Genomic DNA, 25,582 nt, shown 5'->3' with positions numbered 1-25,582 from the left:
GAATGATAAACAAAATTTTCATTTTATCCGCAGTAGCTGCCTTTTTAGGCCTTTCAGCACAGAAAACGCACACCGTTGCTCCAAAGGAAACACCTTACGGGATTTCCAAGCAGTACGGATTGTCCATCGATGAACTGTACAAACTGAACCCGTCCAAAAAGGATAGTGGTTTGAAGATCGGGGATGTTTTGGTAGTTGCTAAAACTGGAAGCTCGACTAAAACCTATACTACAACCGCAACGCCAGTTAAAGTTGCACCAGCAAATTCCGGAACTGTTTCTGGTAAAACCGGAACGATTACTTTGCAGCCAAAGCAAACAGTTTACGGCATCACAAAACAATACAAAATCTCAGAAGCTGACCTCAGAAAACTAAATCCACAGTTGGATTCAAATCTGAAAATCGGTGATAAAATCACTTTGCCTTTGGATAATATCCAGCAATATGGTGATTCTTCTTCGTCAGCTGTTGCGCAAACATCGCCTGCAGTAGAAAAAACACCAGACGTAAAAACAGTTACGAAAACAGAAACTGTTGCTTCAGAATCTGCAAAAGGAATGTATGTTGTCCAAACAAAAGACAATTATTATAAAATTTCTAGACAGTTCAACCTGACGCAAAAGCAATTGTTTGCACTTAATCCCGGCTTGGAAGCTGCAGGTCTGAAACCAGGAGAATCGATTAGAGTTTCTGGGTCAGAATCCAATGCGATCAATGTTGAAGATAATTCTCAAAATAGTTCTACTTCGGCTCCAGTGACGAAAACGGTTACTACCACGCAAACTTCAGCGCCAAATGCTACGTCTTCCGCTTCTGGAAATACTTCAACTTCAGAGGACGATTACGTGACTTACACGGTTCAAAGTGGTGACACAATGTTTAGCATTATGAACCATTTCAATGTGACTTTGGATCAATTGATTACGCTTAATCCAAGTCTTTCTGGTGGTTTGAAAGCCGGAATGACTTTAAAGATCAAGAAACAAGATCCGATGTACTCCAAAAAAGCGGGCGATGTTTTGAGCGTTGTTTTAATGTTGCCTTTCGGATTTGATGCGAATGATGCAAAATACAGAACAATGTCTATGGATTTTCTGACTGGTGCAAAATTAGCGGCAGAAAGAAATGCAAAATCAGGACAGAAACTGGATATTAAAGTCGTTGATGCTGGAAATGAAGTGACTTTTAAAAATAGTCTTTCACAAATCAACCAAGATAATACGGATCTGATTGTTGGACCTTTTTTCAAATCAAGTATTTTGGAAGTCCTTAATTATGTAAAACAAAAAAGTATTCCTGTAGTCGCACCATTTGCGAATTCTCCGGATCTTTTTGATTATAATAATTTGATTATCGTTGAGACAGAAAACTCCGTGTATTCAGACAGAATTGTGAAAGAAGTTTCTCAGGTTTATCAGGATCAGAAAATTTACATTGTCGCGGATAATTCTAAAGCAAATGCCAACGCTATTAAAGCTGGTTTGGAAAAATCTTTAGCAAAAGCGAATATTGTGATCGTCAATTCATCCAATGAAATTCAATTAGAAAATAATATGATGACAGGACAATCTGTACCTGTGATCGCAATTTTGGCAGATGACGATGATTCTGCAGGAAGTGCATTTGCTTCCAAAATTATCGCCCTAGGAAAACAGACAGATGGTGTGAAAACTTTCAGTATGTTCTACAGCCCAAGTTTTGAGAAAAACGTAGATGATCTTTCCAAGACAAGTCTGGTTTATCTGATGGACAGAAAAATCAACTACGACGGCGATTTTGAAAAAGAAATTCTTGCCGCCTACAAATCAAAATATTGCAAAGCACCATCCAAATATGCCGTGATCGGTTTTGATGTGATGAATGATATGCTGACAAGAGAAAACAAAAAAGGAGAAATTTTTAAACAGATCAATAAATCACAGACGCAACTCGCAACAAAATTCGAATTTGTAAAAGCGAAACCAAACGGTGCGTACATCAACAACGGTTACAGAGTCGTAAGATTGATGCAGTAGATTGTAGTTGATAAACGATGAATGATAGACGATTCAGGATTCGTAATCTCAAAATTAATATTAAAATAAAATTTAAAACATTGATGAAATAATCATTTATCATTCATCAATTATCATTTATAAAAATATATGAAAGCACTTGTATTTCCTGGTCAGGGTTCACAATATGTAGGAATGGGAAAAGAATTGTACGATTCCCGAAAAGATGTGAAAGACTTGATGGATTCTGCCAATGAGATTCTTGGTTTCGACCTTGTTTCTACAATGTTCAATGGAACAGATGAAGACCTCAAAAAAACCAGCGTTACCCAGCCTGCGATATTTTTACATTCTGTAGCAACAGTGAAAGTTGCCAATGGGTTGGGCGCAGAGATGGTTGCAGGGCACTCTTTGGGGGAATTTTCCGCTTTGGTGGCAAACGGTGTTTTGTCTTTTGAAGACGGACTGAAGTTAGTTTACGAAAGAGCCCAAGCAATGCAAATGGCTTGCGACATCAATCCAAGTTCTATGGCTGCAATTCTTGGTCTTGAAGATTCCAAAGTAGAGGAGATTTGCGCTGAGATAGAAGGAATCGTGGTTCCTGCCAATTACAACTGTCCTGGACAATTGGTGATTTCTGGCGAAACTGTTGCCGTGGAAAAAGCTTGTGAAGCATTGAAAGCTGCTGGCGCAAAAAGAGCTTTGATCTTGCCTGTAAATGGCGCTTTCCACTCACCTTTGATGATGCCGGCTCAAGATAGATTGGCAACTGCTATTGAGAATACGAAATTCAGAAAGGCAAGCCTTCCGGTCTATCAAAATATTACCACAACGGCTGTGACTGATCCGGAAGAAATTAAGAAAAACCTGATCGCACAATTGACTGGCCCGGTAAAGTGGACTCAAAGTGTGCAGAATATGATCAAAGACGGCGCAAGTAATTTCATCGAAGTTGGACCTGGAAAAACACTTCAAGGTTTGATTAAGAAAATCAATTCTGAAGTTTCTGCATCTTCTGCGATGTAAATTTCGGACGATCTGATATTATTAAAAATAAAATTTCCATAAATGAACAGGATATTTTCACCCGGAAAGCTGATGCTGACCTCAGAATATGTTGCTGTAGATGGTGCTCTTGTCCTGGCTGTTCCCACAAAGCTAGGACAAGAGTTTTTTTTTAATGAAGACAATGATGAGCGATCGTCGATCTATTGGAACGCATTTCATCAAGATCAATTGTGGCTGGAAACCATCATTGATTATAAAACTTGGACCATCATTAAAACAAATGATCAAAAAGCGTCTGAGTTCATCCTGAAAGTTTTGAAAAATGTGCAGGAACTTTCTGAGATTAAATTTAAAACTAATAAATCCTATCATCTCAAAACCAATCTCCAGTTTCCATCGGATTTCGGATTGGGAAGCAGTTCTACCTTAATGAGCAATCTTGGAGAATGGGCAGAAATCGATCCATTTATTTTAAATGAAATAAGTCTTGGCGGAAGTGGTTACGATGTTGCGGTGGCGAAAGAAAAGTCGGCAATTCTCTACAGTCGTTTTCCGGAAAGGGTTTATGAAAAAGTGATTTTCGATCCAATTTTCAGAGATGATTTGATCTTCATCCACCTCAATCAAAAGCAAGATACGAGAGATGGAATTTCGCATTACAAGTCAAAACCGAAATCTCAGGATTTGATCAACGAATATTCTAATTTGACGAAAGCTATTCTTAAAAGTAAAGATTTAGAAGAATTTTCGCAATTAATGGCGTTGCACGAAGAAAAACTTTCCGATTTTCTCGAAATTCCAACTGTGAAAGAAAAATATTTCCAAAACTGTCCCAGCTTTGTCAAAAGTTTGGGCGCTTGGGGCGGAGATTTCGTCCTGACGTCCAAATTTGGAGATTATGAAGCCTATTTCAAACAGCAAGGTTTCGATAAAATATTTTCTTGGCGCGATTTAATTAATTGATTGTTAATTAATTATGAATAAAATTTAAACTGATGAAAATCAGTTAATAAAAACTTTCATAGTTCGCTGATATTTTTACATTTGTCCCAACACCTTTAATCTTCAAAAAAAATTAAAAATGGACAAGCTAAAATCTTATCTTGAACGTCAGGGCATTTTCAATCCCAAACAGATCTTCCACAATCCAACTTACGAAGAAATTTTCCAGGCAGAAATGGATCCGAAAAATTCCGGTTTTGCCAAAGGAGTTTTGACCAAATCAGGAGCAGTTGCTGTAAAAACAGGCATTTTCACTGGTAGATCTCCAAAAGATAGATACATCGTGAATGACAATATTACGCAGGATACGATCTGGTGGGACGGAACCATTAACCGACCGACTTCCGTAGAGGTTTTTGATGAGCTGAAAGACATTGTCACCAAAGATCTTTCCAACGAAAGTATCTATGTGGTCGATACTTATTGCGGATCCAACGAAGACACCAGACTGAAAGTAAGATTCGTGACCAAAGTGGCTTGGCAAGCACATTTTGTGATGAATATGTTCATCCGTCCTTCCAATTATGACCTGCAAAATTATGGCGAGCCAGATTTTGTAGTCATCAATTCTTCCGAATCTGTGAATCCAAATTGGGAACAACACGGATTAAACTCTGAAGTTTTTGTAATGTTCGATTTGACCAAGAAAATGCAGATCATCGGCGGAACTTGGTATGGTGGCGAAATGAAAAAAGGAATGTTCGCCATTATGAATTATTACCTTCCGCTGAAAGGAATGGCCTCAATGCATTGTTCTGCAAACGTTGGTGAGAAGGGCGATGTGGCTGTTTTCTTCGGCCTTTCCGGAACTGGAAAAACCACACTTTCTGCAGATCCAAAAAGATATTTGATTGGTGATGACGAACACGGTTGGGACAACAACGGTGTATTCAACTATGAAGGTGGATGCTACGCAAAAGTGATCGACCTTAGCAAAGAAAAAGAACCGGATATCTACGGCGCAATCAAAAGAGATGCGCTGTTAGAAAATGTGGTGACCGATGACGAAGGAAATGTAGATTACACCGATGGATCTATCACAGAAAATACGAGAGTTTCTTATCCCATTTATCATATCAGCAAAATCGTTTTGCCTTCCAAAGCTGGTCACGCAAGCAAAATCATTTATCTTTCTGCCGATGCTTTCGGGGTTTTGCCTCCAGTTTCAATTTTAACAGAATGCCAGGCGCAATACCATTTTCTTTGCGGATATACTTCCAAATTAGCAGGAACAGAGCGTGGCATCACAGAACCAACGCCGTCTTTTTCTCCGGCATTTGGTGAGGCATTTTTGACACTTCATCCAACGATGTATTCCAAAACTTTGATCGGAAAAATGAAGGAACACAATGCAAAAGCTTATCTGGTAAATACTGGCTGGAACGGAACAGGAAAAAGAATTTCTCTGAAAGATACAAGAGCGATCATTGATGCAATCATCGATGGAAGCATTGATAAAGCTGAAACGGATCACGTTCCGATTATGAATTTGGAATTCCCGACTTCTCTTCCGAATGTTTCCGAACATATTTTGGATCCGAGAGATACTTATGAGAATAATTCTGATTGGGAGAAGAAAGCGAAAGATCTGGCTGCGAGATACATTAAATATTTTGAGCAGTTTGCAGATAATGATGAAGCGCGTGATTTGATTCCTTCAGGACCAAATTTATCAGAAGTTCATCAGCATTAATTTTAATAATCAAAATCCCGAAGACTTTCTTCGGGATTTTCTTTTTGAAAAAATTTAACGTGATATATAATGTAGTTATCTGGTGCGGTTTTTTATGTCTTTGTCTGCGCTGTCGATATCTCTTATCTTCTGAACTTTCTTGTTTCCGAAGTTGTAAGTGATGCTGAAGTTGACGCTTTGGTTGTATTGGTTTTGATTGATGTAATTATACTTTCCGTCGGCTTGCGAAAAATCGCTGATGACTACCTTATTCGTTTTCAGGATGTCAAATATTTCCAGATTGAATGTCCAGTCGTTCCACACTTTTTTGATGCTGGTATCCAGACTCATCAAGGATTTCAATTGCCCCAGTTCTATCTGCTGATTGTCAACATACCAGTAGTTCAAGCCAAGAAACCAGGTTTTCTTTTTGTCGAGTCTTACTGTATTGTTGGTCTGAATCAGTAAACTGTTGGATTTTATTTTGTTCACATAATCCGGGAAAACTTCGCCTGTAATTGGATCCGTATTCAAGAATCCGTTGTTGATATTTCTCTGCATTCCGATATTGAAATTTGTTGTCAGATATTGCTTAAAGAAAGTTTTTTGCATCCCGAGCATTGCAGACATCTCCTGTTTGTCTCCAAAATTGGTTCTGATATATCGGATTTGATCTTCGCCAAAAGTTCCGTCCAGTCGTCTAGGTGCGCCAATCAATGATACTTGTGTGATGACATCTTTTGTGTAGGAATGATTCAATATCAAGAAGTATGAACTTTTGAACATATAAGTTAACTCGTTGGTGTAAACCGAAGCTGCTTTTACAAAAGGATTATTCTGTGTGTAATTCACATCTGTCAGGTAATTTTTCACAGGATTCAGTTCCCAGAAACTTGGTCTTCTCATTCTGCTGGAGAAGGCGTAGGAAATATTATTTTTATCATTAATGCCATAATTCAAACTGATGTAAGGCAGGAAGTTGTTGTAGTTTTGCTCGATTCTGCCGAGTGCAGCTTTTTCCGGATTGTCAGAAGTTCCAACGCTGTTTGTAATCTCATATCTTGATCCGATCTTTCCCGAAAATTTATCCGAAAATTTCTTTTCAAGCGTCAAATATGCACCGTAGATATTCTCATCGTAAATGAAATGGTTAGGATTTGATTTAGGGTTAGGTAGCGAATTTCCCTGGCTGTCAAATAATTCTGAAAGTGTTATTCCATCTTCATCATACTGAGTAGTAGCATTTTGAGTGTCGTTATCCGTTTTTGTTTTGTTAAAATTTCCGCCGACAGAAACTGTGAAATCATTTTTGAATTTCTTAATATAATCTCCCAAGAAAGAAAAATTGTTGATAATCTGTGGTGTACTTTGTGTGATCTGAACTTGTAAACTGTTTAGATTTTGAAAGGCATCAGACCTGAACGTATTATTATTCGCATTCTGGAAACGTTTGTAATGGAGGTACGCTGCGTTCAAGTTCACTTTACTTCCAAGCGTATCGGTTTTCCATTCGTAGTTCAGGTTCAAAGAATTATTGTACGAACGTGAATTTTCTAGATTCTTTGTGTAGTTATATCTTGTGGGTAAAGCATTTCCATTAATATCTGATGAATTAATCGTATTAAAAAGATTGGATGTAGAACCGTAACTTCTGTTCGCCCAGGAATTCCACGTCAAGGCCAAATTGCTGTTGTCATTCAGTTGATAATCGATGTTTAAGTAGCCACCCAAATTTTTGTTCGGATCGGTGACTCTTCCTTCAGATTGATTACTGGATGTCGAAGTTCCATTCCTTAAAATGTAATATTGTTCCTGTATATTCTGGCTTGTGTTGATGTTGGAACTGATTCCCAATTTATCCTTTCTGTAATTAAGGGAAAGTCCGGCGTATGAGGAGTTGTAGTAACTCTGGGAATTTCCCATTCTCATATTTCCGTTTAGTCCATCGGTCATTTTTTTCTTTAAAACGATATTAATGATGCCGTCAGAAGATTCCACCTGATATTCACTTCCTGGAAGCGTGATCACTTCGATTTTCTGAATGTTTTCTGCTGGCGTATTTTTCAGAAATTGCGTTAAGGATTCAGCATCCATATTGGTTTTTCTTCCATTAATGAAAATCACAGAGTTGTTCTTTCCAATGATCTTCAAAGTCTTATCGTCAGTCGAAGAAACCAAAGGTGTTTGTTTTAGGATATTGAAAGCGGTATTTCCTTTAGCAACCGGAGATGCGGCAACATCGTACACGAATCGGTCACTTTCCTTTTTGAAGACTTGTTTTGTGATGGTAACAGCTTCAATATTTTTAGTCGCGGCAGAATCTGTTGTAGGTTTTTCCTGAGCATTGAGATAGATTCCTGAGACAAGACTTACTCCTAAAAAAAGTTTTGTATTGAGAGTTTTCATAATATTTATTTTGAGAGTTTTCATAATATTTATTTTGAGAGTTAAAGTTTTGATAATGATTAAGTTCTGGATCTTATAGCGTCGTTGGCAGATTTCACTTCTCTGGCTTTTTTCAACTTCTGATTTCCGAAATTATAAGTCACATTGATATTTAGTTCTCTTCCATATTTGAAGCTTCTCACGCTGTTGTAACTTCCGTTGGCCTGTGTAGTTCTGATGTCATCGATATTGGAATTCAAAATGTCATTCACTTCTACAAGGAAAGTGAAATTCCCCATTATTTTCTTAATGTTCAGATCCAGACTCTGCTGCGTTCTCAGTTTTCCAATTTCCATTTCTCTGGACGGCATTATCCAGTAATTAACACCTGCATACCAATCTTTTTTCGATGATAATCTGATCATATTGTTGGCCTGGAAAAACATATTCAATGTTTTGATATCAATCACATAAGGCTGCAATTCTTCTGTGTCTCCTGGAAGTAGTTGCGAAGTTGGATCTTTTGTTACACCACCCGAGATGGTTGCGTACTCAAAATTGGCAGAATAGTTGGTTGTCCAGATGTCGCCAAACCACGATTTGTTCATTCCCAAGGTCAATCCCAGCTGTTTGTTGTTACCATAATTGGTTCTGATATATCTGAGGAATTTTGATGTAATCTTTATAGGTTGTCCATCAGGTCCAAGGATCGGATTTCCGTTTTCGTCTCTCTGGATTTTAGTTTCAGTTCCCTGTAGAGGCAATTGGCTGTAGGCATTTTCTGCAAAATTGAAACTCAAATTAGCATAGAAAGCATTCTTGTACATATAATTGATTTCCTGATTGTAATTCTTCGAAGCCTGCATAAAAGGATTGTTCTGAATGTAATTGCTTGGCGTAAAGTAAGTTCTGGAAGGATTCAGTTGTCCAAATCCAGGTCTTCGTACTCTGCTGGAAAAACTGTAAGTAATGTTGTTGTTATCATTAATTGCATAATTCAAAGTCGCATAAGGCAATAGGTTGTTGTAATTTCTTTCAAAACCGATATCCGATTTTCCTACAACGTCACCCGTGCTGATTGTCGCTTCAAATCTTGTCCCCAATTTTCCACTGAATTTTTCAGAGAATTTTCTTTCATAAGTGGCATAAGCGCCGATGATATTTTCTTTGTAAATAAAGTGGTTGGAAAGATTGGTATTAATAACAAAACTATTTCCGATGAAATCATTTTGTCTTGTGTCACTGTCCGTATTGGTGAAATTATAGCTTGTTCCAATCGCAAACGTACTTTCATTTCTGAATTTCTTGATGTAATCGATATTTGCTGCGTAGTTGTTAATGATTTGAGGAACAGCTTGTTGGAATGCTCTGTAAGTGTTTTCCTCAGTTACTACGAATGGAAATGTCTCGCCAAGACTTACTTTGTCTCTATTGAACCACAAGTAAGAAACATTTGAACTCAATTTACTTCCTAGCGTATCCGTTTTGATTTCGTAATTCAGATTGAAATTGTGGTTTCTCGTCTGTGCATCTTCTTGATTGATAGTTCTGTTTGATAGTTCTCCATTCTCAAAATTCGTCATATCCAACACAGATCCAAAACTCTTGTTGTAACGCACGTTATAACTGAAGCCTAGACTTTGTTTTTTATTAATTTCATAATCAATATTAATATTTCCACCATAATTTTTGTTCGGATCGTCCATTGTTCCAACAGACTCATTTCTGAAAGTCGAATCGCCGTTGGTCAACGTATATTTTTCTCGCTCTCTGTAACTTCCCATATTGAAGTTGGAATTGAAAGACCATTTGTCTTGTCTCGCATTGAAGGCAATTCCGGAAGAAGGATTGTTGTAAAAACTCTGGCTGTTGTTCATTTTCAAAGTACCGTTGTAGCCATTCGTTTTTGATTTTTTCATTACAATATTAATGACACCTTCATTTGCTTCCACCTGAAACTCACTTCCCGGAACAGTCACCACTTCAATTTTTTGAATATTTTCTGAAGGTGTATTTTTCAACATTTCAGTAATTGCTTCAGCATCCATCAGCGTTCTTTTACCATTGATGTAAAAAACAACGCTGGATTTCCCCATAATTTTGAAAACCTTTCCGTCTGTGCTGGATAACATTGGTGTTTGCTGCAAAAGATTGAAAGAGTTCGTTCCCTTTGCGATAGGAGAGTTGGCAACATCGTAAACAAATCGGTCAGACTTTTTCACGAAAACTTTTTTACTAAGTTTTACCTCTTCAATATTTTTCGTTTTGGTCGAATCTGTTTTTGTTTGCTGAGCGGTAATCATTCCTGAGAAAAAAATAACGGCGATGAGGATCTTGGCTTTCATAATTTATTTTTTAAAGTAGTTGGCTTTTGGTACTATTTGATATTGCAAAGATATATTATAATATTAGTATTATGCAATACAAAGTAGTAAATAAAAAATAGTTTTGTTTTTAAAGCCTTGATTTTCAGAGGTAAAAATTTATGTTCGATTTATAGATTAGACAATTGAAATGCAAATTTCATTACATCATGACCGCAAAAAAATAAAAAAACCTCTGCAAGATTTTTGCAAAGGCTTAGTTTTCCGCTAATTAATTGCGGAATATTTTTTATAATTAATGAAACTTTAAACTAAAATTGCATTCGGATTTTCAAATGCTCCACTTTTTTCGAAATTTGAAAGACTGGAAAGGGTAGAGGTCGCAATCTGATGCAAAGCCTCCTGCGTGAAAAAAGCCTGATGCGCCGTTACCAAAACATTCGGGAAACTCATCAATCGCTGGATCGTGTCGTCCTCAATAATGGCGTGAGACAAATCGCGGAAAAATAATTTCTCTTCCTGCTCATAGACATCAATCCCGAGGTAACCAATGTGTTTGGATTTCAGACCGTCAATCACGGCTTTTGTGTCAATCAATCCACCTCGGCTGGTGTTGATAATCATCACATTTTCCTTCATTTTTTTGATGGAATCTTCATTGATCAAATGATGAGTCGCATCCATCAGCGGACAATGGAGCGAAATGACATCGGAATCAGAAAGCAGTTTTTGCAACGAAACAAATTCTATCCCAAGGTCTTTCAGTTCTTGATTTTCTGCAATATCATAAGCCAAAATTTTCGCGCCAAATCCCTTCGCAATTTTCGCAAACGCAGTTCCAATATTTCCAGTTCCAATCACGCCAATCGTCTTTTGAAAAAGATTAAATCCCATCAAACCATTCAAAGAAAAATTCTGTTCCCGAACGCGATTGTATGCTTTATGCGTTTTTCTGTTAAGTGTGAGAATCATCGCCATTGCATGCTCCGCAACAGCTTCAGGAGAATAAGCCGGAACTCTGCAAACTCTCATCCCAAGACGTTTCGCAGCTTCCAGATCTACATTATTGAAACCAGCACAACGCAATGCAATATATTTCACCCCTTTTTTGGAAAGCGATTCCAGAACTTCCGCATTCAAAGTATCATTCACAAAAGCACAAACAGCGTCGGAATGGTCAATTACGTTTAGAATATGCGGACCGAGATGCGTTTCGAAATACTCGAGTTCAAAATTGAAATCCTGATTGACTTTGTCAAAGAATTCCTTGTCGTAAGGTTTGGTGGAGAAGAAGGTGATTTTCATTTCCTAAAGTTAAGAAAATCAGTTATAAAAAGATATTTTTACAGGTTGATTTTCATCACTCATTCCGATTTTTGTGGAGCAGTTTTTTCTCAACCCAAATAGTGGCGAACGGAAAAAAAGCGCCCATCAATGCAAAGATAGAATCCTCGTCGTCCCAAGCATATATTTTCCTGACCGCGGGAAGAAAGATGAGATAAAGTGTAAAGAAAAATCCGTGGATCGTCCCAACTGTACTGATGTAAATAATTGCGAACAAACCTTCCGGATCCAGCCGTATCCAAACCATCGCTGTAAAAAGGAAAAGCCACGAAATAGCTTCCGCAAGACAAATCTGCTTGAACCATTTGATGATTTTTTCTTCCGGATATTTTGAGTAATATTTTTCTATCAAATTCATTTTTTCTTTTTTTCAGATTTAAGGATTTTTGCCAAAGTCAACTCGTAATTTTTGTCATATTCCAGATCTTTTCCGTTTTCATCTTCGCCATCTTCTATGACATAGCCAAAATCCTTTACTTTATTGCCTTCGATTTTATAAAAGCTTGTCCAGTTTCTTCCGGACATTACCATACAATCGATGAGGTCATATTCCTTCAGATAATTTGGATTTTTAATTTCCTCAAAACCTTCAATCTTTCTCAGTTTCTGATTTTTAAAATCGATGATAAACAAATTGTAAGTCAAATTACTTCTCACATCCGAAGTGTTTTCCACCAAAATATCTTTGATTCCATCACCATTGAAATCGATGAACTCAACATTTTGAAACTGACTATGCAACTTTTCCTGATGTATGATCTTCTCCTTTCCATTGATTTTTTTTGAGAATGTAAATAAGACATTCAGAAAAATTTGGTCTTTCGGGTCAAATTCCAAAGAAACAGAATAACCTTTTTGACTGTAAATTGAATCACAGTTTATTTTCTTGACTTCTTTGTTTTGTGCAAAAAGTAAAGTTTGGGAAATCAGGAAAATGAGTGAAAAAATAATTATTTTCATCTGATGATTATTTATAAAAAGAAGAACCATCCAAATAGTCAAAAACTTCCGGCGGCAACATTGGTCTCGTATTTTTTCCTGCTTTAATCATATTTCTAATTTCTGTAGCAGAAAGTTCGATGATTGGTGCATTGATTTGATGGATATTTTCGTGCTTCAAATACTCACCCTTTTTCTCTTCACCGGAAATTCTCGGATAAACAATAATCTGATAATTTTCCAGCAGCAATTCGTAGTTTTTCCATTTGTGCAGGCTTCCCAAATTATCTTCACCCATTATTAATGAAAATGAAAAATTCGGATGTTTTTCTTTCAGATAAGCCAAAGTATCGATCGTGTAGCTCGGAACGGGTAAGGAAAACTCTACATTCGAGGCACGCATTTTTGGATAATTTTTGATGGCCAGCTGAACCATATCCAAACGATTATGGTCTTTCAAAAGTGATTTTTTGTCTTTGAATGGATTTTGCGGACTTACCACAAACCATAATTCCGCCATATCAGAATTCTCCAAAATATAATTACCCAAAATCAAATGCCCGATATGAATAGGATTGAACGAGCCGAAAAAAAGTCCGATTTTCTTTGCGTTTTCCAAAATTGTAAAAGTTTGAACCTCAAATTTAAAGAATTAAAATGTCAATCTGAAATCAAATTCTAATTCACATCCTGCAATTTCTCAATTACAGTTTTGATTTTTAAACCAATACGCTATTTTTGCAACTTAAACACAGATGAAACCTCTTTTTTCAATTTTACTATTTTGCTTTTTTGTTATCAACTCTGCACAGAATCCCGATGCAGATTCTTTGATTTTGCTCCTGAAAAAAACCAAAGAAATTGACAGAATCACCCAACTTCACAATCAGATTTCTGAGGCATATCAAGTCTCAGACCCCAATGAAATGCAGAGCTACGCTAGGTTGGCTCTCAGCACAGCGAGGAAAAATAATAATAAAATCCAAGAGGCAAAAGCGTTCCAAAACATAGGCGTTTCCTACATTGTCCTAAGCGATTATGACAAAGCGATTCAGAATTTTGAGGCATCGGAAAAGATACTCATTAAGCAGAATGTAAACTTGAAGGAAGTCAAGGAAGTTCTTGCAAAAACCCTAGGAAGCAAAGGGTTTGCCTATATGGAGCAGAATAGATATGCAGAGGCTTTGGAATATGATTTTCGGGCGATGAGAATCTATGAAAATATGGACAATAAAATCCAATTGTCTAAGATTTACAATAACATTGGTGTGATTTATAATTCCATTGATGATGGGAAAAAAGCTTTGGAATATTTCCTTAAAGCAAACAGCCTCCAAAAGATTCAGAAGAATACAGCAGTTGCTGTAAGTGCTTCTAATATTGGATTTATTTATCTTAAACAAAATCAAAAAGCCAAAGCAAAACAATATTTTGACGAAAGTTTGAAAGCTTTCGAAACCAATCCGAATCCAAAAGGTTTAGGCGAACTTTATAATAATTATTCTCGATATTATATTTCTGAAAATCAATATGATGCAGCTAAGAAATTTTTGCTGAAAGCAGAAGAAACCTTTCAAAGTATTGAGAACAAGTTTGGACTTTCGGATACTTATCTCTTGTTGGGAGAAATTTATTTTCAAGAAAATAATCTGGAAAAATCACTTGAGTTCGCTAGCAAAAGCCAGAAAATGTCCAAGGAATTGAGCCTTTCGGAAACGCTGATGAAATCTGAAAAATTACTTTCCGACATCTATGACAAACAAGGAAATCAGGAATTGGCGTTGCGGCATCTCAGAAATTATAACCTAGAAAAAGATAACCTCGAAAAAATAATCAACGAACAGCAACGTCTGAAAACGGAACTCGATTTTCATTATGAAAAAGTGCAACTCGAGAAGAAGGAAACGGAAATGCGAGAAAAACTGTTGGTGATTTTGGGTTTCGTGGTTTTGGCTTTTGTCTTGGTCGGCTTGTTTTTCTACTTCCGAAACAAAGAGCGGGAAAAAACTTTAACCTTACAAAAACAACTTGCAGAGTTTGAGCACAAAGCTTTGCATTTGCAGATGAATCCTCATTTTGTGTTCAATTGTCTGGCAGCAATTTCGTCATTCATTATGCAAAACGGGAAGGAAGATGCGATGAAATATCTGTCCAAGTTTTCCAAGCTGATGCGCTTGACACTCGAGTTTTCAAAAGAATCGTCTATTCCAATTGACAAAGAAATCGAGGCTTTGCAAAACTATCTTGAGCTGGAACAATTGAGATTCAATCAGAAATTTGATTTTAAAATTAATAAAGATTCAGAAATTGAGGACGACACGGCGATTCCGTCTTTGCTGTTGCAACCTTATGTGGAAAATGCCATCATCCACGGTGTTGCGCCGAAAGATGGTAAAGGTTTTATCAGAATAGATTTTATGCAGAATGATGACCAGCTTCTTTGTGTGATAGAGGACGATGGAGTAGGGATAAACACTTCTAGGGAACTCAAGAAAAACTCTGTGAATGTGCACAAATCTATGGCTCTCGAGATTTCTAAAAAAAGATTGGAAACTCTGGAAGAGCTGGAAAATAAAAAGGTAAATCTGAAAATAGAGGAACTGAAAGATGAAAATAATAATAGCCGAGGAACCAGAATCACGCTGGAGCTTCCGCTGAATTATATAAAAGATTAAGATGATAAAAGCTGTATTAATAGACGATGACGGCAATCTGCGGGAAGGAATGAAGATGATGATAAATCTGTACGCGCCAGAAATCCAAATCGTGGGCGAGGCAGATAGCGTGAAAACTGGAACAGAACTGATGGAAAGGGTAAAACCCGACATCGCATTTCTGGATATTCTGATGAATGACGGAACTGGTTTTGATATTTTGGAAAAACTGAATGAGAAATTTGGGAACGTGACTTCTCATATTATTTTCATCACGGCTCATGAGGAATTTGCGATTAAAGCGTTTCGATTCAGTGCGTTGGATTTTCTTTTGAAACCTGTGAATCCTGATGAATTACAGAGCGTTTTGAAGAAAATCAAAAATGTAATCCATCAAAATACGGACAACAAAAACATTGGATTGCTGTTGGAAAATATTCAGAAAAAATCTGAAGGTTTCAAAAAAATTGCGCTTTCAACGTCAGACGGGATTCATCTTTTTGAGATTAAAGACATCATCCGCTGCGAAAGTGAAGACAATTATACAAAGTTTTTCATCAAAAATCACAAGCCCGTGATGATTTCCAAAACCTTGAAGGAATATGAGGAACTGCTGAAGGATCAGGGTTTTGGGAGGATTCATCAGTCGCATTTGATTAACCTGAATGAGTTGAAATCTTACATCAGGAAGGAAGGCGGATTTGTCATAATGTCAGATGATTCTCAGCTTCCAGTTTCTCAGCGGAAGAAGGAAAGACTTCAGGAATTAATTAGTAAACTATAAATTCTAATTCAAAACAACCGAATTCTAATTGAGGTTTAATATTATAAATATTCAAACTAATTTTAACACAGAAAAACACAAATGATGATTAATAAATTATTTTTTTGGCTCGTATTCCTCTCAGTAGGGATGCAGGCTCAAAATGTTTCTTTTGCAGATGCCAATTTTAAGCAAGCTTTGGTAGGTGGTGTAGTTGCTCAAAACAATTTTGTGCTTGCCTATGATCAAAACGGGACTAATATTCTTATAGACCAAAATCAGGATGGAGAAATACAGCTTTCCGAGGCTGCTCTGGTATATAGAATAGATTTCAGACAAATATCTAACTACACAACTTTAGAAGGCATCAATTCTTTCGTGAATTTGGAGGCAATCTATTATATCAACGATTCTTCCTACTCACACAGCCACGGAAAAATCGGGGATATAAACATTGATGGACTTAATAATTTCAAAATTTTTAATTTGTCAGAATGTGATATTGCAAACGTAAGCATCAAAAATTGTCCGAATCTGTTGGAAATAAAATCTGCTTATACGGATAGTTACAATGCTTCTGCGTATAATATTCACGGGAATACACAGGCTTTGATAGTTAATAATTGTCCGCAAGTGAACACCATTGTTTGGACTAATAATAATCTCGCTGTATCCAATATTACAAATTGTCCCAATCTTACAAAACTAGAATTGCGTGGCAATTCTCTTGTGACTTTTGATGCGTCACAATTTACAAATCTTGAGTATCTTGACCTTTCGAATAATAAGCAGACTTGGGGACCAATCTCTGGCGAAGCTAACTTTGATCCTTCTCTTGCGAGTTTGAATATCAATGGATTGTCGAAATTGGAATATCTGAATCTAAATAATCAACTCCTTTCGAATCTTGATTTTGCTCAACTTTCTCAATTGCATAGTTTGGAGATCGAAGGTAATAATTTCACTCATTTAAGCTTCACGCAGAATTTGGTATTAGAAAATGTAAACTTTACTTCTAATCCGAATTTGGAATATCTTTTTTTGAAAAATGGAAGAAAACAACTGCTAGTAAGTTATAACGGAGCGTTTGTAGGAACTAACATCAAATACATCTGTGCAGACGATTCTGAAATTGAAGATATTAAAACAATATTAATTAATGAGGGAAAAACGGCCAACGTCAACACCTACTGCTCCTTCACACCGGGAGGAAACTTCAACACCATTTCCGGAACTGTGAGATTTGATGCGAACAGCAACGGCTGCGATGCCTCAGACAATCCTTTCGAATTCTTGAAGCTTAAAATAAATGACGGGGCAAACTCCGGAGAAACCTTCGCTCAGAATGATGGAAAATACGAGTTTTACACACAAGCTGGTAATTTCAATCTGACTGCTCTGGCGGAAAATCCGGGCTTGTTCTCCATTTCGCCAGCCACTTTCAGTACTAGTTTTGCGGATTCTAACAACAATGTCTTTACCCAAGATATTTGCGTCACAGCCAACGGAAACCAAAACGATGCTGAGGTGGTGATTGCGCCACTTACAGGCGCAAGACCAGGATTTGATGCGACTTACAAACTGGTTTGGAGAAACAAAGGAAACACAACGCTTTCCGGAAAAGTAATCCTGAATTACGATGCCAGCAAAATGACTTTCCAAAGCAGCTCGCTTCCGTATTCGGTTGCGAGCAATGGAACTTTGGAGTTTGATTACACCAATCTGAAACCTTTCGCAAATACAGCTTCGGAAATCACATTCACGATTAATACACCAACCAATTCTACAAATCCAGTAAACTCTGGCGATATTTTGACATTCAATGCGCAGATCACGCCAAACAGTGCAGATCTAACACCGGAGGACAACAACTTTGGTTTCAACCACACAGTGGTGAACTCCTTTGACCCGAATGATATTATTTGTTTGGAAGGTGAAACTGTGCCGTCTGTTGCGGTTGGGAAATATATGCATTATGTTGTCAATTTTGAAAATACAGGAACAGCCGAAGCAGAAAATATTGTGGTGAAAATGGACATCAATCCTGCAGAATTTGATATTAATACACTTCAATTGCAAAATGCTTCTGCTGATGTTGTCACAACAATATCAGGGAACAAAGTGGAATTTGCATTCAAAAAAATAAAACTGCAAAGTGGAGGTCACGGTGGTGTTCTTCTTAAAATAAGAACAAACCCAAATCTTGTGGAAGGCGATATTTTTAAAAACAAAGCAGAGATTTATTTCGATTATAATTTCCCGATTGATACCAATGATTATATCACAGAAATCCTAGACGAAACGTCTATTCTGAAAGCTAAAATTAATTACAACGCGACTCAATTTAGCAACAATAATTATCCAGTAGATTTTGATGGAAGCCTCAGTACTGGAACTATTACCAATTATACTTGGGAATTCTCCGGAAATCCGACAGTAAGTTCTACAACAGTATCAAGCCCAACCGTAGTCTATACCACACCAGGAAACTACACCGCAAAACTGACTGTTTCTGATGCTGATGACAAATCTTCTTCTCAGACCGTATCATTCAGCATTGGTGGGAATTCTGCGGATATTTCTACTGGAAAAGGCTCAGATGGAAATCCGTTGAATATAGATGCTGACGATGACGATTGGAAAGGCTATGACATCAACGGAACCGAAATCACACCGAAAGTAAGACACACATATTCCGGTTGGAGCAACGCAGACATCGGAAACGGAAACAACAGCCAATGGATTTCTCTGAACAACTTCGAAGGTTATTACACCTACAAAAGCAGAGAGTTTGCCATCCCAGAAAATGCGACAGATGCAACTCTGAATCTTAGATCTCTATCTTTCGTAAGAAACTGGACGTATCTCGTAAAAGTAAACCCAGACGGAAGTGAAGACGAAATCGAAATCACAAAAACCCAATGGATGAATGATGGTGCAAAAGGTTGGCTAAACAGCCGAAGCCCGAAAGTGGAAAACTATAGCTTGTCTGCTGGAAGATATTACATCAAAGTTTTGGTATTCTCCAACAACTCTAGCGTGAGACAATCTTTGGATTTGAACGCAGTTGTGTATTGCTCGTCTGGATTGATTTATGCCAACAAGAAAACGGTTTCTTCGCCAACCTTAGGCAATGAAGATTTGAAGCTAAATGAAGTAACGGTTTATCCAATTCCGACAAAAGGCGAAGTGAACATTCTTGCAAAAGAAAATGTAAAATCTATAGCGTTGTACGATGCTGCAGGAAGAGTTTTGCAAACCCAAATCTTAAGTTTGCCTTCCAAGAATCTTAAATTTAATATCAATGCAGGCAACGGAATTTATTATCTCAAGATAAAAACCGATAGCAAAGAGATAATACGAAAAGTAATCAAAAAGTAAAACAAAAATCCCGATTCAAATTTGTATCGGGATTTTTGTTTCTTTAAATTTAATTTATTTCTTCGGCAAGAAAACCTCTGCCAACATACATCGGGCACTTCCGCCACCGTTGGTTTCTATGGTTTCCAAATCGGAGTAAATGATTTCTGAATATTTTTCAATCGCGGAAACTTGTTCCGATTTCAAAGATTTGTAAGCACTTTGGCTCATTATCAGGAACTTTTCTCCCGAATTATTCTGGACCTGAAGCATATTTCCGGCGAAATTCTGCATTTGGTCTTCGGAGATTTCTATCAATTCTTTCCCTGAATTTTTGATGGAATCGATGACGTTTTGTTTTTCACTTTCATCGTCGATACAATCCAAACAGATTACGACAAACTTGTCCGCCACGCACATCATCACGTTGGTGTGATAGATTGGCAATCTTTCGTCGCCGGCAGTTTGATAAGAATAAAAAACGACGGGCGTAAATCCAAAATCAGCACAGAATTTTCTAAAAAGTTCCTCATCCAACCTCAACGAAACCGAGCCATAGGCAATCTTGTTGTCGTGGTCGAAAATCATACTTCCAGTTCCTTCCAGATATTTGTTCTCGTTTTCAATCTTGGAATAATCGATGATTTCTGTGACGCCAAATTGTTCTTTGATTTGCTTAATGATATCTTCACGTCTTTCCAAACGTCTGTTTTCGGCAAACATTGGATACAAAACGATTTTTCCATCAGCGTGAAAACTCACCCAATTGTTAGGGAAAATTGAATCCGGTGTCTTTGGTTCAATCGTATCTTTAATGGTAATGACGTTGATGCCTTTCGCTCTCAATTTCTCAACAAAAGAATGGAATTCCTGAAGCGCTTTTTCCTGCACATTTCCTTCCTGCTGAACTTGGAAATAATTGTTAACCGCCGTTTGCTCGTTGAATCCGAAAGCGATTGGCTCTATCATTAGAACTGTATCTGTGGTTTGCATTTTTAAATTAATGATTAAAGAATTAAATGAATAAAAAATTACTCTCTAACTAATGGAAGCGTTGAACATCTCAAAAGTCCGCCCATTTTGGAAATTTCTCTATATGGAATTTCTTCTACAGTAATTCCCCATTCGTTGCGGAAATGGTCATTCATTCTGGTGAAAGCTTTGTCCGAGACTACAACGTCTGGTGAGATTGAGAAAACATTCGGGAACATTTGGAACATCTCTTCGTCATTGACATTAAAGCAATTTTCTTCGCCAAAAATATCAAGAACCAATTGGTAATCATCTTCGTCCACAAATCCGTTTTTATAAATCACACATTTGTCCTCTCCAATTGGGTTGAAGGTACAATCTAAATGCAAAATGCCTTCGTAAGGTTTGGTGTCACTTTTCTTCAAATCCAAATCGATGATTCTCTTTTTAGGAAAATATTCTTTTAGGATTTCGATGGCGTATTCGTTGGTTCTGGCGGTTTTCAGATTTCTGTAATCTGGGCTGTAACTGGTTCCAATGAATAAAAATTCGTCCCAAACAATCACGTCACCACCTTCGATGTGCGCTTTTTCTGGCAGATTGACCACGTTTCTCCAAGAAACTTTGTCAATAATATGTCGGTAAGCTTCCTGCTCATCTGCGCGGTCTGGGATGATGTTTGAAATGATCATTTTATCCTCGATGACGAAAGCTACATCGCGTGCAAAAACCTGGTTGTAATCTTTGATGATTTTCGGACGGAAAACCTCAACATCATATTTCTTCAGAACTTTCTCAAATTCTGACATTTCGAAGACAATATCTTCCTCTTTTGGATAGATACCGCTTTCGATTGTGTTGTATGATTTGGCGTCGTAGCTTTCTGCAAGCGTTGGAATTGGTCCGTTGGATTTTGGTTGCCCCAGAACTACAGACTTTAGTTTTCCCGTTTCGTTTTTAATATTGAGGTTGATTCCCATAAAAATGTAAGTGTCGCAAATATAATCAAACGGCTGAGAAGAGAAAAAATATTAATCAAATTGTGATCAAATCATTTGAAATAAACATTTTGAGTCTGGAATTAGTTTTCAAAACTAGGTGCAAATGCCAACTTGTTCAACTACATGTTGTTTGAACGGTCCAAATTTTCTATATATTCAGAAGGCGTAAATCCAGTATACTCTTTAAAGATTCTGTTGAATGTAGATTGCTGGGAGAATCCCGCATTTGTATAAATATGTTCCAGAGTGAATTTCTGATGTAGATTCCCCGCAATTTCTCTTTTTACCTGGTCTATCCTGTAATCATTTACGAGTTGATTAAATTTTTTGTTTCCGACTCTATTCAATGCTCGGGAAACATACGTACTGTTAGAGTCTAAAAGTTCTGCCAGTTTTCTAATGTTAAATTCTGGATTCTTATAGGGTTTTTTTTCTTCAAAAAACTGTACGATTTTTTGATACAGTATTTTGTCCTTGTCCAATGATTCAAAAGTCAGTTCTGAACTATTTTCCGATTCCGAAAAATGATCTTCCCGAGGGAAATCTTCCTGATTGATTTCGTCCAACAATGGTACAGGCTGATCTTCACTATTGGCTTTTATAAACTCATTATTAAAATATAGAATCACAAATGAAAAGTAAGTTGCGATGATGATGACAATATATTCCTGGATTAATAGGATTTCTGGTTGGTTTTTAAAAAAATCCTCTCTAATGTCGAGTTGGAAATAAGCTGAGATCTGTGAACTGAAGACACTAAATAGTAGAAATACAATTCCCCAAGAAACAGCTTTCTTAAACGATGAGATAAGCATTATCAGCAAAACAATAGGAACAAATAAAAAATGAATAGCCCGAGAAATGTCAGAAATTAATAAACTGACATAGGTAATGAAGAATCCCAGGAAAAAAGTAAGAATCCGATAGAGCTTTACAAAATCGTATTTGGTTTTGGACAGCAGATATGCCGTATATATTGTAAGGAAGAATCCAAAGAAAAGAATTCCCTTGGAGACTACTACGCCACTGTCTTTTATAAAAATACTAAGAAGCAGGAAAAATGCGAATACACCTGCTACAGAATAGAAAAAAATTCTACCGAACTGTCTTCTCTTCTGATTGTTTACGTCGAAATTATCTTTCAAAATTTGTGTTTCAAAAATACTTTAATTAATCTGCTTCATAAAGAACATATTAATATGAATCAAATGCGCTCTCATCAAATAATATAAAAAATTACTTTGTTTGCCGAAAATAGCAAAAAACAATGCTACAGCAAAAAAGTTAAAATTTTACACCTATCAAATCGTAAAACAGATAAGCTAATTAATAAATAAAGATAAGTTATTTTGTAAATAAGGAAAAATGAATAGTTGATTTTGAAGTTAAAAAATTTTTTAAAATTCAGGTAATCAATTGGTTGATTTTATAATGATAATTAATTTGTAAATTATTTGATGCATAATATTCTTTTGAATCGTTAAAAAGTTAAAATTTGCAATTAAGAATATTATATACTTCTAAACACATAAAACACAAATGAAAAATCAATTATTCTCCACTGGCTATTACAGGTTTTCACTCATTCGCCACCTCGGCATCTCAACCAAATAGCTTGAATCTTCCCACAACATTTTTATAATTTTTGTCCTAAAATCTAGGCAAAGCATTTAGTTTCCATTTCTGAGAAAGCTATGTTCTTGGGTTGATCTTATCACATCGAATTCTTTTTTTTAATTAATGATTTTTTAATGATTTGATTTTCATTGATTAATTATGATAAATAAACACACATGATGAAAAAAAATTTATTAGTGCTTTTTGCCTTTTTCCTATTTGGAGTTGTTTACTCTCAGATTCCAACATTTCTAAATTCTCAAAGTTATTCTGCAGTAGGAGCGGGATCTGCAGGGATTCCGTCGGTGTCCTATAATATTCCAGCTGGGAAAAATCGCTTTATGGTAATCAATGTTTTGGTAGAACGCCATCACTATCCTTTGAGCAGTAATCATCCAGTAGTTCCTGAAGCGAATGGATCCTATCTTTTGCGCGCAAATATCAATGGCGTTCTCTATGATCTTCCTGGAGCTACAACTGCGAGAGGTCCAAATATGAGTACCAATGAAGTAAACGAAAGAAGTTTTACTTTCACTCAATTTACTGGATTAATAAATTTGGAAACCAATGCAGTTCCTGCCGGTGCTACAACGGTTACTTTTCCAAATTTTAATGTACCTGGCGCAGCATCTGATGAGGTGTCTGTGATTATTTCTGTTTATGAAAATGTAAAAACATTCAGAACCGCTGGTACTTTTTTTCCTAGAACAACTGTACCAAGCGAAACCAATCTTGGCACCATCACCGGGACATTCAATACTTCATTTATTCCGGGTGGAAGAACTTTAGCAGACGTAATGTTTGTAACAAATGGAGGGATTACCCAAGCATCAGCTCTTACATTAGCGCCGGGCTCAAACTGGACTTCTACATCTAGTATGAAAAATATAGTTCCAAATACCGTGGACTGGCCTGCAGGTAATGGGGTATTCACGACTAATAATACACCACTTGGGATCTCCTCTGTAAGTGCATACACCAATATTACGTCTGGCGTTCCGAGTTATGATTTTATGCGGGCTAATACTGGAAATATTGAAGCTGGAGTCGCTACTATGTACTCTTTGATTCCTTTTGGAACACCAGAAGTTAGTGGAACTGTCTTTTTAGATAACAATGGTCCGACAACGATTGAAGGAACTGCTACAAATGCAGGTGGTTTGTTCGTGAATGTCATTAATAGTGTTGGAAATCTGGTTTATTCTGCAGCAGTAAATTCATCTGGGGTTTTCACAATTCCAACGGGTTATCTCACAGAAGGAAATGTGTATGATTATCAATTGTCAAAGAATACCGGAACAGTGGGGCAACCTGCTCCATTCAAAGAATTGCCTGCATCTTGGGTCACTGTTGGAGAAAGCAGAAATACTACTGGAAATGATGGGCTTGCAGACGGAAACATCCGTTTTATGCTGGGTAGTAATAATGTTTCTGATCTTAGATATGGAATCAATCAGGTTTCTTGGGGAACGCCTATTAGTTGTAATGATGCGAAAACTTACGTAGTTATGCAGAATGTCACGGGAATTTCGGGAATCACTTCGCTTTATACAGTTGATATGATCACTGGCGTAACAAATGTTGTGAAAAACCCAATCCTGCCTGCAACTGAAGGATCTTTTAGAAGAATTAACTGTATAGGATATAACTCACTTGATGGTTTTATTTACGGATACAGATCTCAAACAAATCAAATTGTAAAGATAGATGCACTTGGTAACTATGAGCTGCTCACGGTTCCGAATCTAGTTACCGCAGACGTGTCTACGGCGACTGCAGGAGATATTCGTAATAATGAGCTCTATATTTTCGACAATGATCAGCGTCGTATCTGGAAAATTAATCTGGCTACATTAGCAGTTACCATTATACCATTTACATTGCCTAATTCAAATGATATTTTCACTATTTCAATTAATGATTTTGCATTTGGATTGGATGGCAATATTTATGGCATGCTTACAGATAAAAGGCTATTCAAATTAGATCTTACAACCAATGCTCTTTCATATTTAGGTAGCGCAACCGGTACAGGTATGACAACTGAAACAGGTTCTTGGGGAACAGCATTCATTGATGCGGCAGGAAACCTGTACGTAGGAAATAATGGAAGCAGAAACACATATAAGTTTGAATATAATTTGGCAACAAATACCTATTCGCTTAATGCACAACTTTTTTCAAATCTGGAAGCCACAGGACAAGTATTGGCAGATGGTGCTAGTTGCGCTTTTGTGATACCTCCCAATTCTAAAGATGATAGTTTCTGTATGCAGAGTAATACGTCTGTGCAGTCATTTCCAATCGATGTTCTTATTAATGATGTAAAAGGTACATTTGATATTGATCCATCAACAGTAAGATTGATCAATCCATTAACTTCTCTTCCTACTACCACAGTGACTATTGCGGGATAAGGTACTTTTACGGTCAACACAACTACAGGTCTTATAACATTTACCTCTTCTGTAGGTTCTACAGGGACAAGTGTAAAGTATATTGTTAAAGATATCTATGGCAATAAATCAAAACAAACGACTCTTACTA

17 protein-coding genes are annotated in these 25,582 nt (G+C 36.9%); 8 read left to right on the top strand and 9 right to left on the bottom strand.

The window, feature by feature from the left end; all coding sequences use genetic code 11:
* Positions 1-2: 2 nt before the first annotated feature.
* From PQ459_02020 to pckA, 4 genes are all read left to right on the top strand, one after another.
* Positions 3-2,015: a LysM peptidoglycan-binding domain-containing protein gene (locus PQ459_02020; protein WDF47270.1), complete on the top strand. Its 2,013-nt coding sequence runs from the start codon at positions 3-5 to the stop codon at positions 2,013-2,015.
* A gap of 129 nt (positions 2,016-2,144) precedes the next feature.
* Positions 2,145-3,020 carry an ACP S-malonyltransferase gene (gene fabD / locus PQ459_02015; GenBank protein WDF47269.1) on the top strand — a complete coding sequence of 292 codons (876 nt, stop codon included), beginning with the start codon at positions 2,145-2,147 and terminating at the stop codon, positions 3,018-3,020.
* Positions 3,021-3,062: 42 nt separating this feature from the next.
* Entirely contained in the window at positions 3,063-3,965 is a 903-nt protein-coding gene (locus tag PQ459_02010; protein WDF47268.1) for a GYDIA family GHMP kinase, read from the top strand.
* A 118-nt stretch (positions 3,966-4,083) separates the two neighbouring features.
* Complete coding sequence (gene pckA / locus PQ459_02005) at positions 4,084-5,697, top strand: phosphoenolpyruvate carboxykinase (ATP) (GenBank protein ID WDF47267.1); 1,614 nt, start codon at positions 4,084-4,086, stop codon at positions 5,695-5,697.
* 75 nt (positions 5,698-5,772) lie between these two features.
* Here the strand turns inward: pckA and PQ459_02000 are convergent, their stop codons facing one another.
* From PQ459_02000 to nadD, 6 genes are all read right to left on the bottom strand, one after another.
* Entirely contained in the window at positions 5,773-8,082 is a 2,310-nt protein-coding gene (locus tag PQ459_02000) for a TonB-dependent receptor (GenBank protein WDF47266.1), read from the bottom strand.
* A gap of 59 nt (positions 8,083-8,141) precedes the next feature.
* Positions 8,142-10,406, bottom strand: coding sequence for an outer membrane beta-barrel family protein (locus PQ459_01995; GenBank protein ID WDF47265.1), 2,265 nt, complete (start codon positions 10,404-10,406; stop codon positions 8,142-8,144).
* 285 nt (positions 10,407-10,691) lie between these two features.
* Positions 10,692-11,690 carry a 2-hydroxyacid dehydrogenase gene (locus PQ459_01990; protein WDF47264.1) on the bottom strand — a complete coding sequence of 333 codons (999 nt, stop codon included), beginning with the start codon at positions 11,688-11,690 and terminating at the stop codon, positions 10,692-10,694.
* Positions 11,691-11,745: 55 nt separating this feature from the next.
* Positions 11,746-12,087, bottom strand: coding sequence for a DUF3817 domain-containing protein (locus PQ459_01985; GenBank protein ID WDF47263.1), 342 nt, complete (start codon positions 12,085-12,087; stop codon positions 11,746-11,748).
* Complete coding sequence (locus PQ459_01980; GenBank protein ID WDF47262.1) at positions 12,084-12,689, bottom strand: hypothetical protein; 606 nt, start codon at positions 12,687-12,689, stop codon at positions 12,084-12,086. Before PQ459_01980 ends, PQ459_01985 begins: the two co-directional genes overlap by 4 nt.
* A 7-nt stretch (positions 12,690-12,696) precedes the next feature.
* Positions 12,697-13,287: a nicotinate (nicotinamide) nucleotide adenylyltransferase gene (gene nadD, locus PQ459_01975; GenBank protein ID WDF47261.1), complete on the bottom strand. Its 591-nt coding sequence runs from the start codon at positions 13,285-13,287 to the stop codon at positions 12,697-12,699.
* A 136-nt stretch (positions 13,288-13,423) separates the two neighbouring features.
* Between nadD and PQ459_01970 the strand changes: the two genes are divergently transcribed.
* The 3 genes from PQ459_01970 (at position 13,424) to PQ459_01960 (ending at position 19,466) form a co-directional block, all read left to right on the top strand.
* Positions 13,424-15,343: a tetratricopeptide repeat protein gene (locus tag PQ459_01970; protein WDF47260.1), complete on the top strand. Its 1,920-nt coding sequence runs from the start codon at positions 13,424-13,426 to the stop codon at positions 15,341-15,343.
* Between the two features lies 1 nt (position 15,344).
* Positions 15,345-16,106 carry a LytTR family DNA-binding domain-containing protein gene (locus PQ459_01965; protein WDF47259.1) on the top strand — a complete coding sequence of 254 codons (762 nt, stop codon included), beginning with the start codon at positions 15,345-15,347 and terminating at the stop codon, positions 16,104-16,106.
* A gap of 84 nt (positions 16,107-16,190) precedes the next feature.
* Positions 16,191-19,466: a PKD domain-containing protein gene (locus PQ459_01960; protein WDF47258.1), complete on the top strand. Its 3,276-nt coding sequence runs from the start codon at positions 16,191-16,193 to the stop codon at positions 19,464-19,466.
* Positions 19,467-19,520: 54 nt separating this feature from the next.
* Here PQ459_01960 and PQ459_01955 read toward each other — a convergent pair whose 3' ends face one another.
* The 3 genes from PQ459_01955 to PQ459_01945 form a co-directional block, all read right to left on the bottom strand.
* Complete coding sequence (locus PQ459_01955) at positions 19,521-20,438, bottom strand: arginine deiminase-related protein (GenBank protein WDF47257.1); 918 nt, start codon at positions 20,436-20,438, stop codon at positions 19,521-19,523.
* A gap of 38 nt (positions 20,439-20,476) precedes the next feature.
* Entirely contained in the window at positions 20,477-21,391 is a 915-nt protein-coding gene (locus tag PQ459_01950; GenBank protein ID WDF48678.1) for an arginine deiminase family protein, read from the bottom strand.
* Positions 21,392-21,537: 146 nt separating this feature from the next.
* Complete coding sequence (locus PQ459_01945; protein WDF47256.1) at positions 21,538-22,563, bottom strand: helix-turn-helix transcriptional regulator; 1,026 nt, start codon at positions 22,561-22,563, stop codon at positions 21,538-21,540.
* A 651-nt stretch (positions 22,564-23,214) separates the two neighbouring features.
* Here PQ459_01945 and PQ459_01940 point away from each other — a divergent pair.
* Positions 23,215-25,452, top strand: a complete 2,238-nt coding sequence (locus PQ459_01940) for a hypothetical protein (protein ID WDF47255.1) — start codon at positions 23,215-23,217, stop codon at positions 25,450-25,452.
* The last annotated feature ends 130 nt before the right edge of the window (positions 25,453-25,582 follow it).

Source organism: Chryseobacterium sp. KACC 21268, assembly GCA_028736075.1.
Lineage (GTDB): Bacteria > Bacteroidota > Bacteroidia > Flavobacteriales > Weeksellaceae > Epilithonimonas.
The sequence above is the reverse complement of the archived record's forward strand: the minus strand, read 5'-3'. Positions and strand labels throughout refer to the sequence as shown.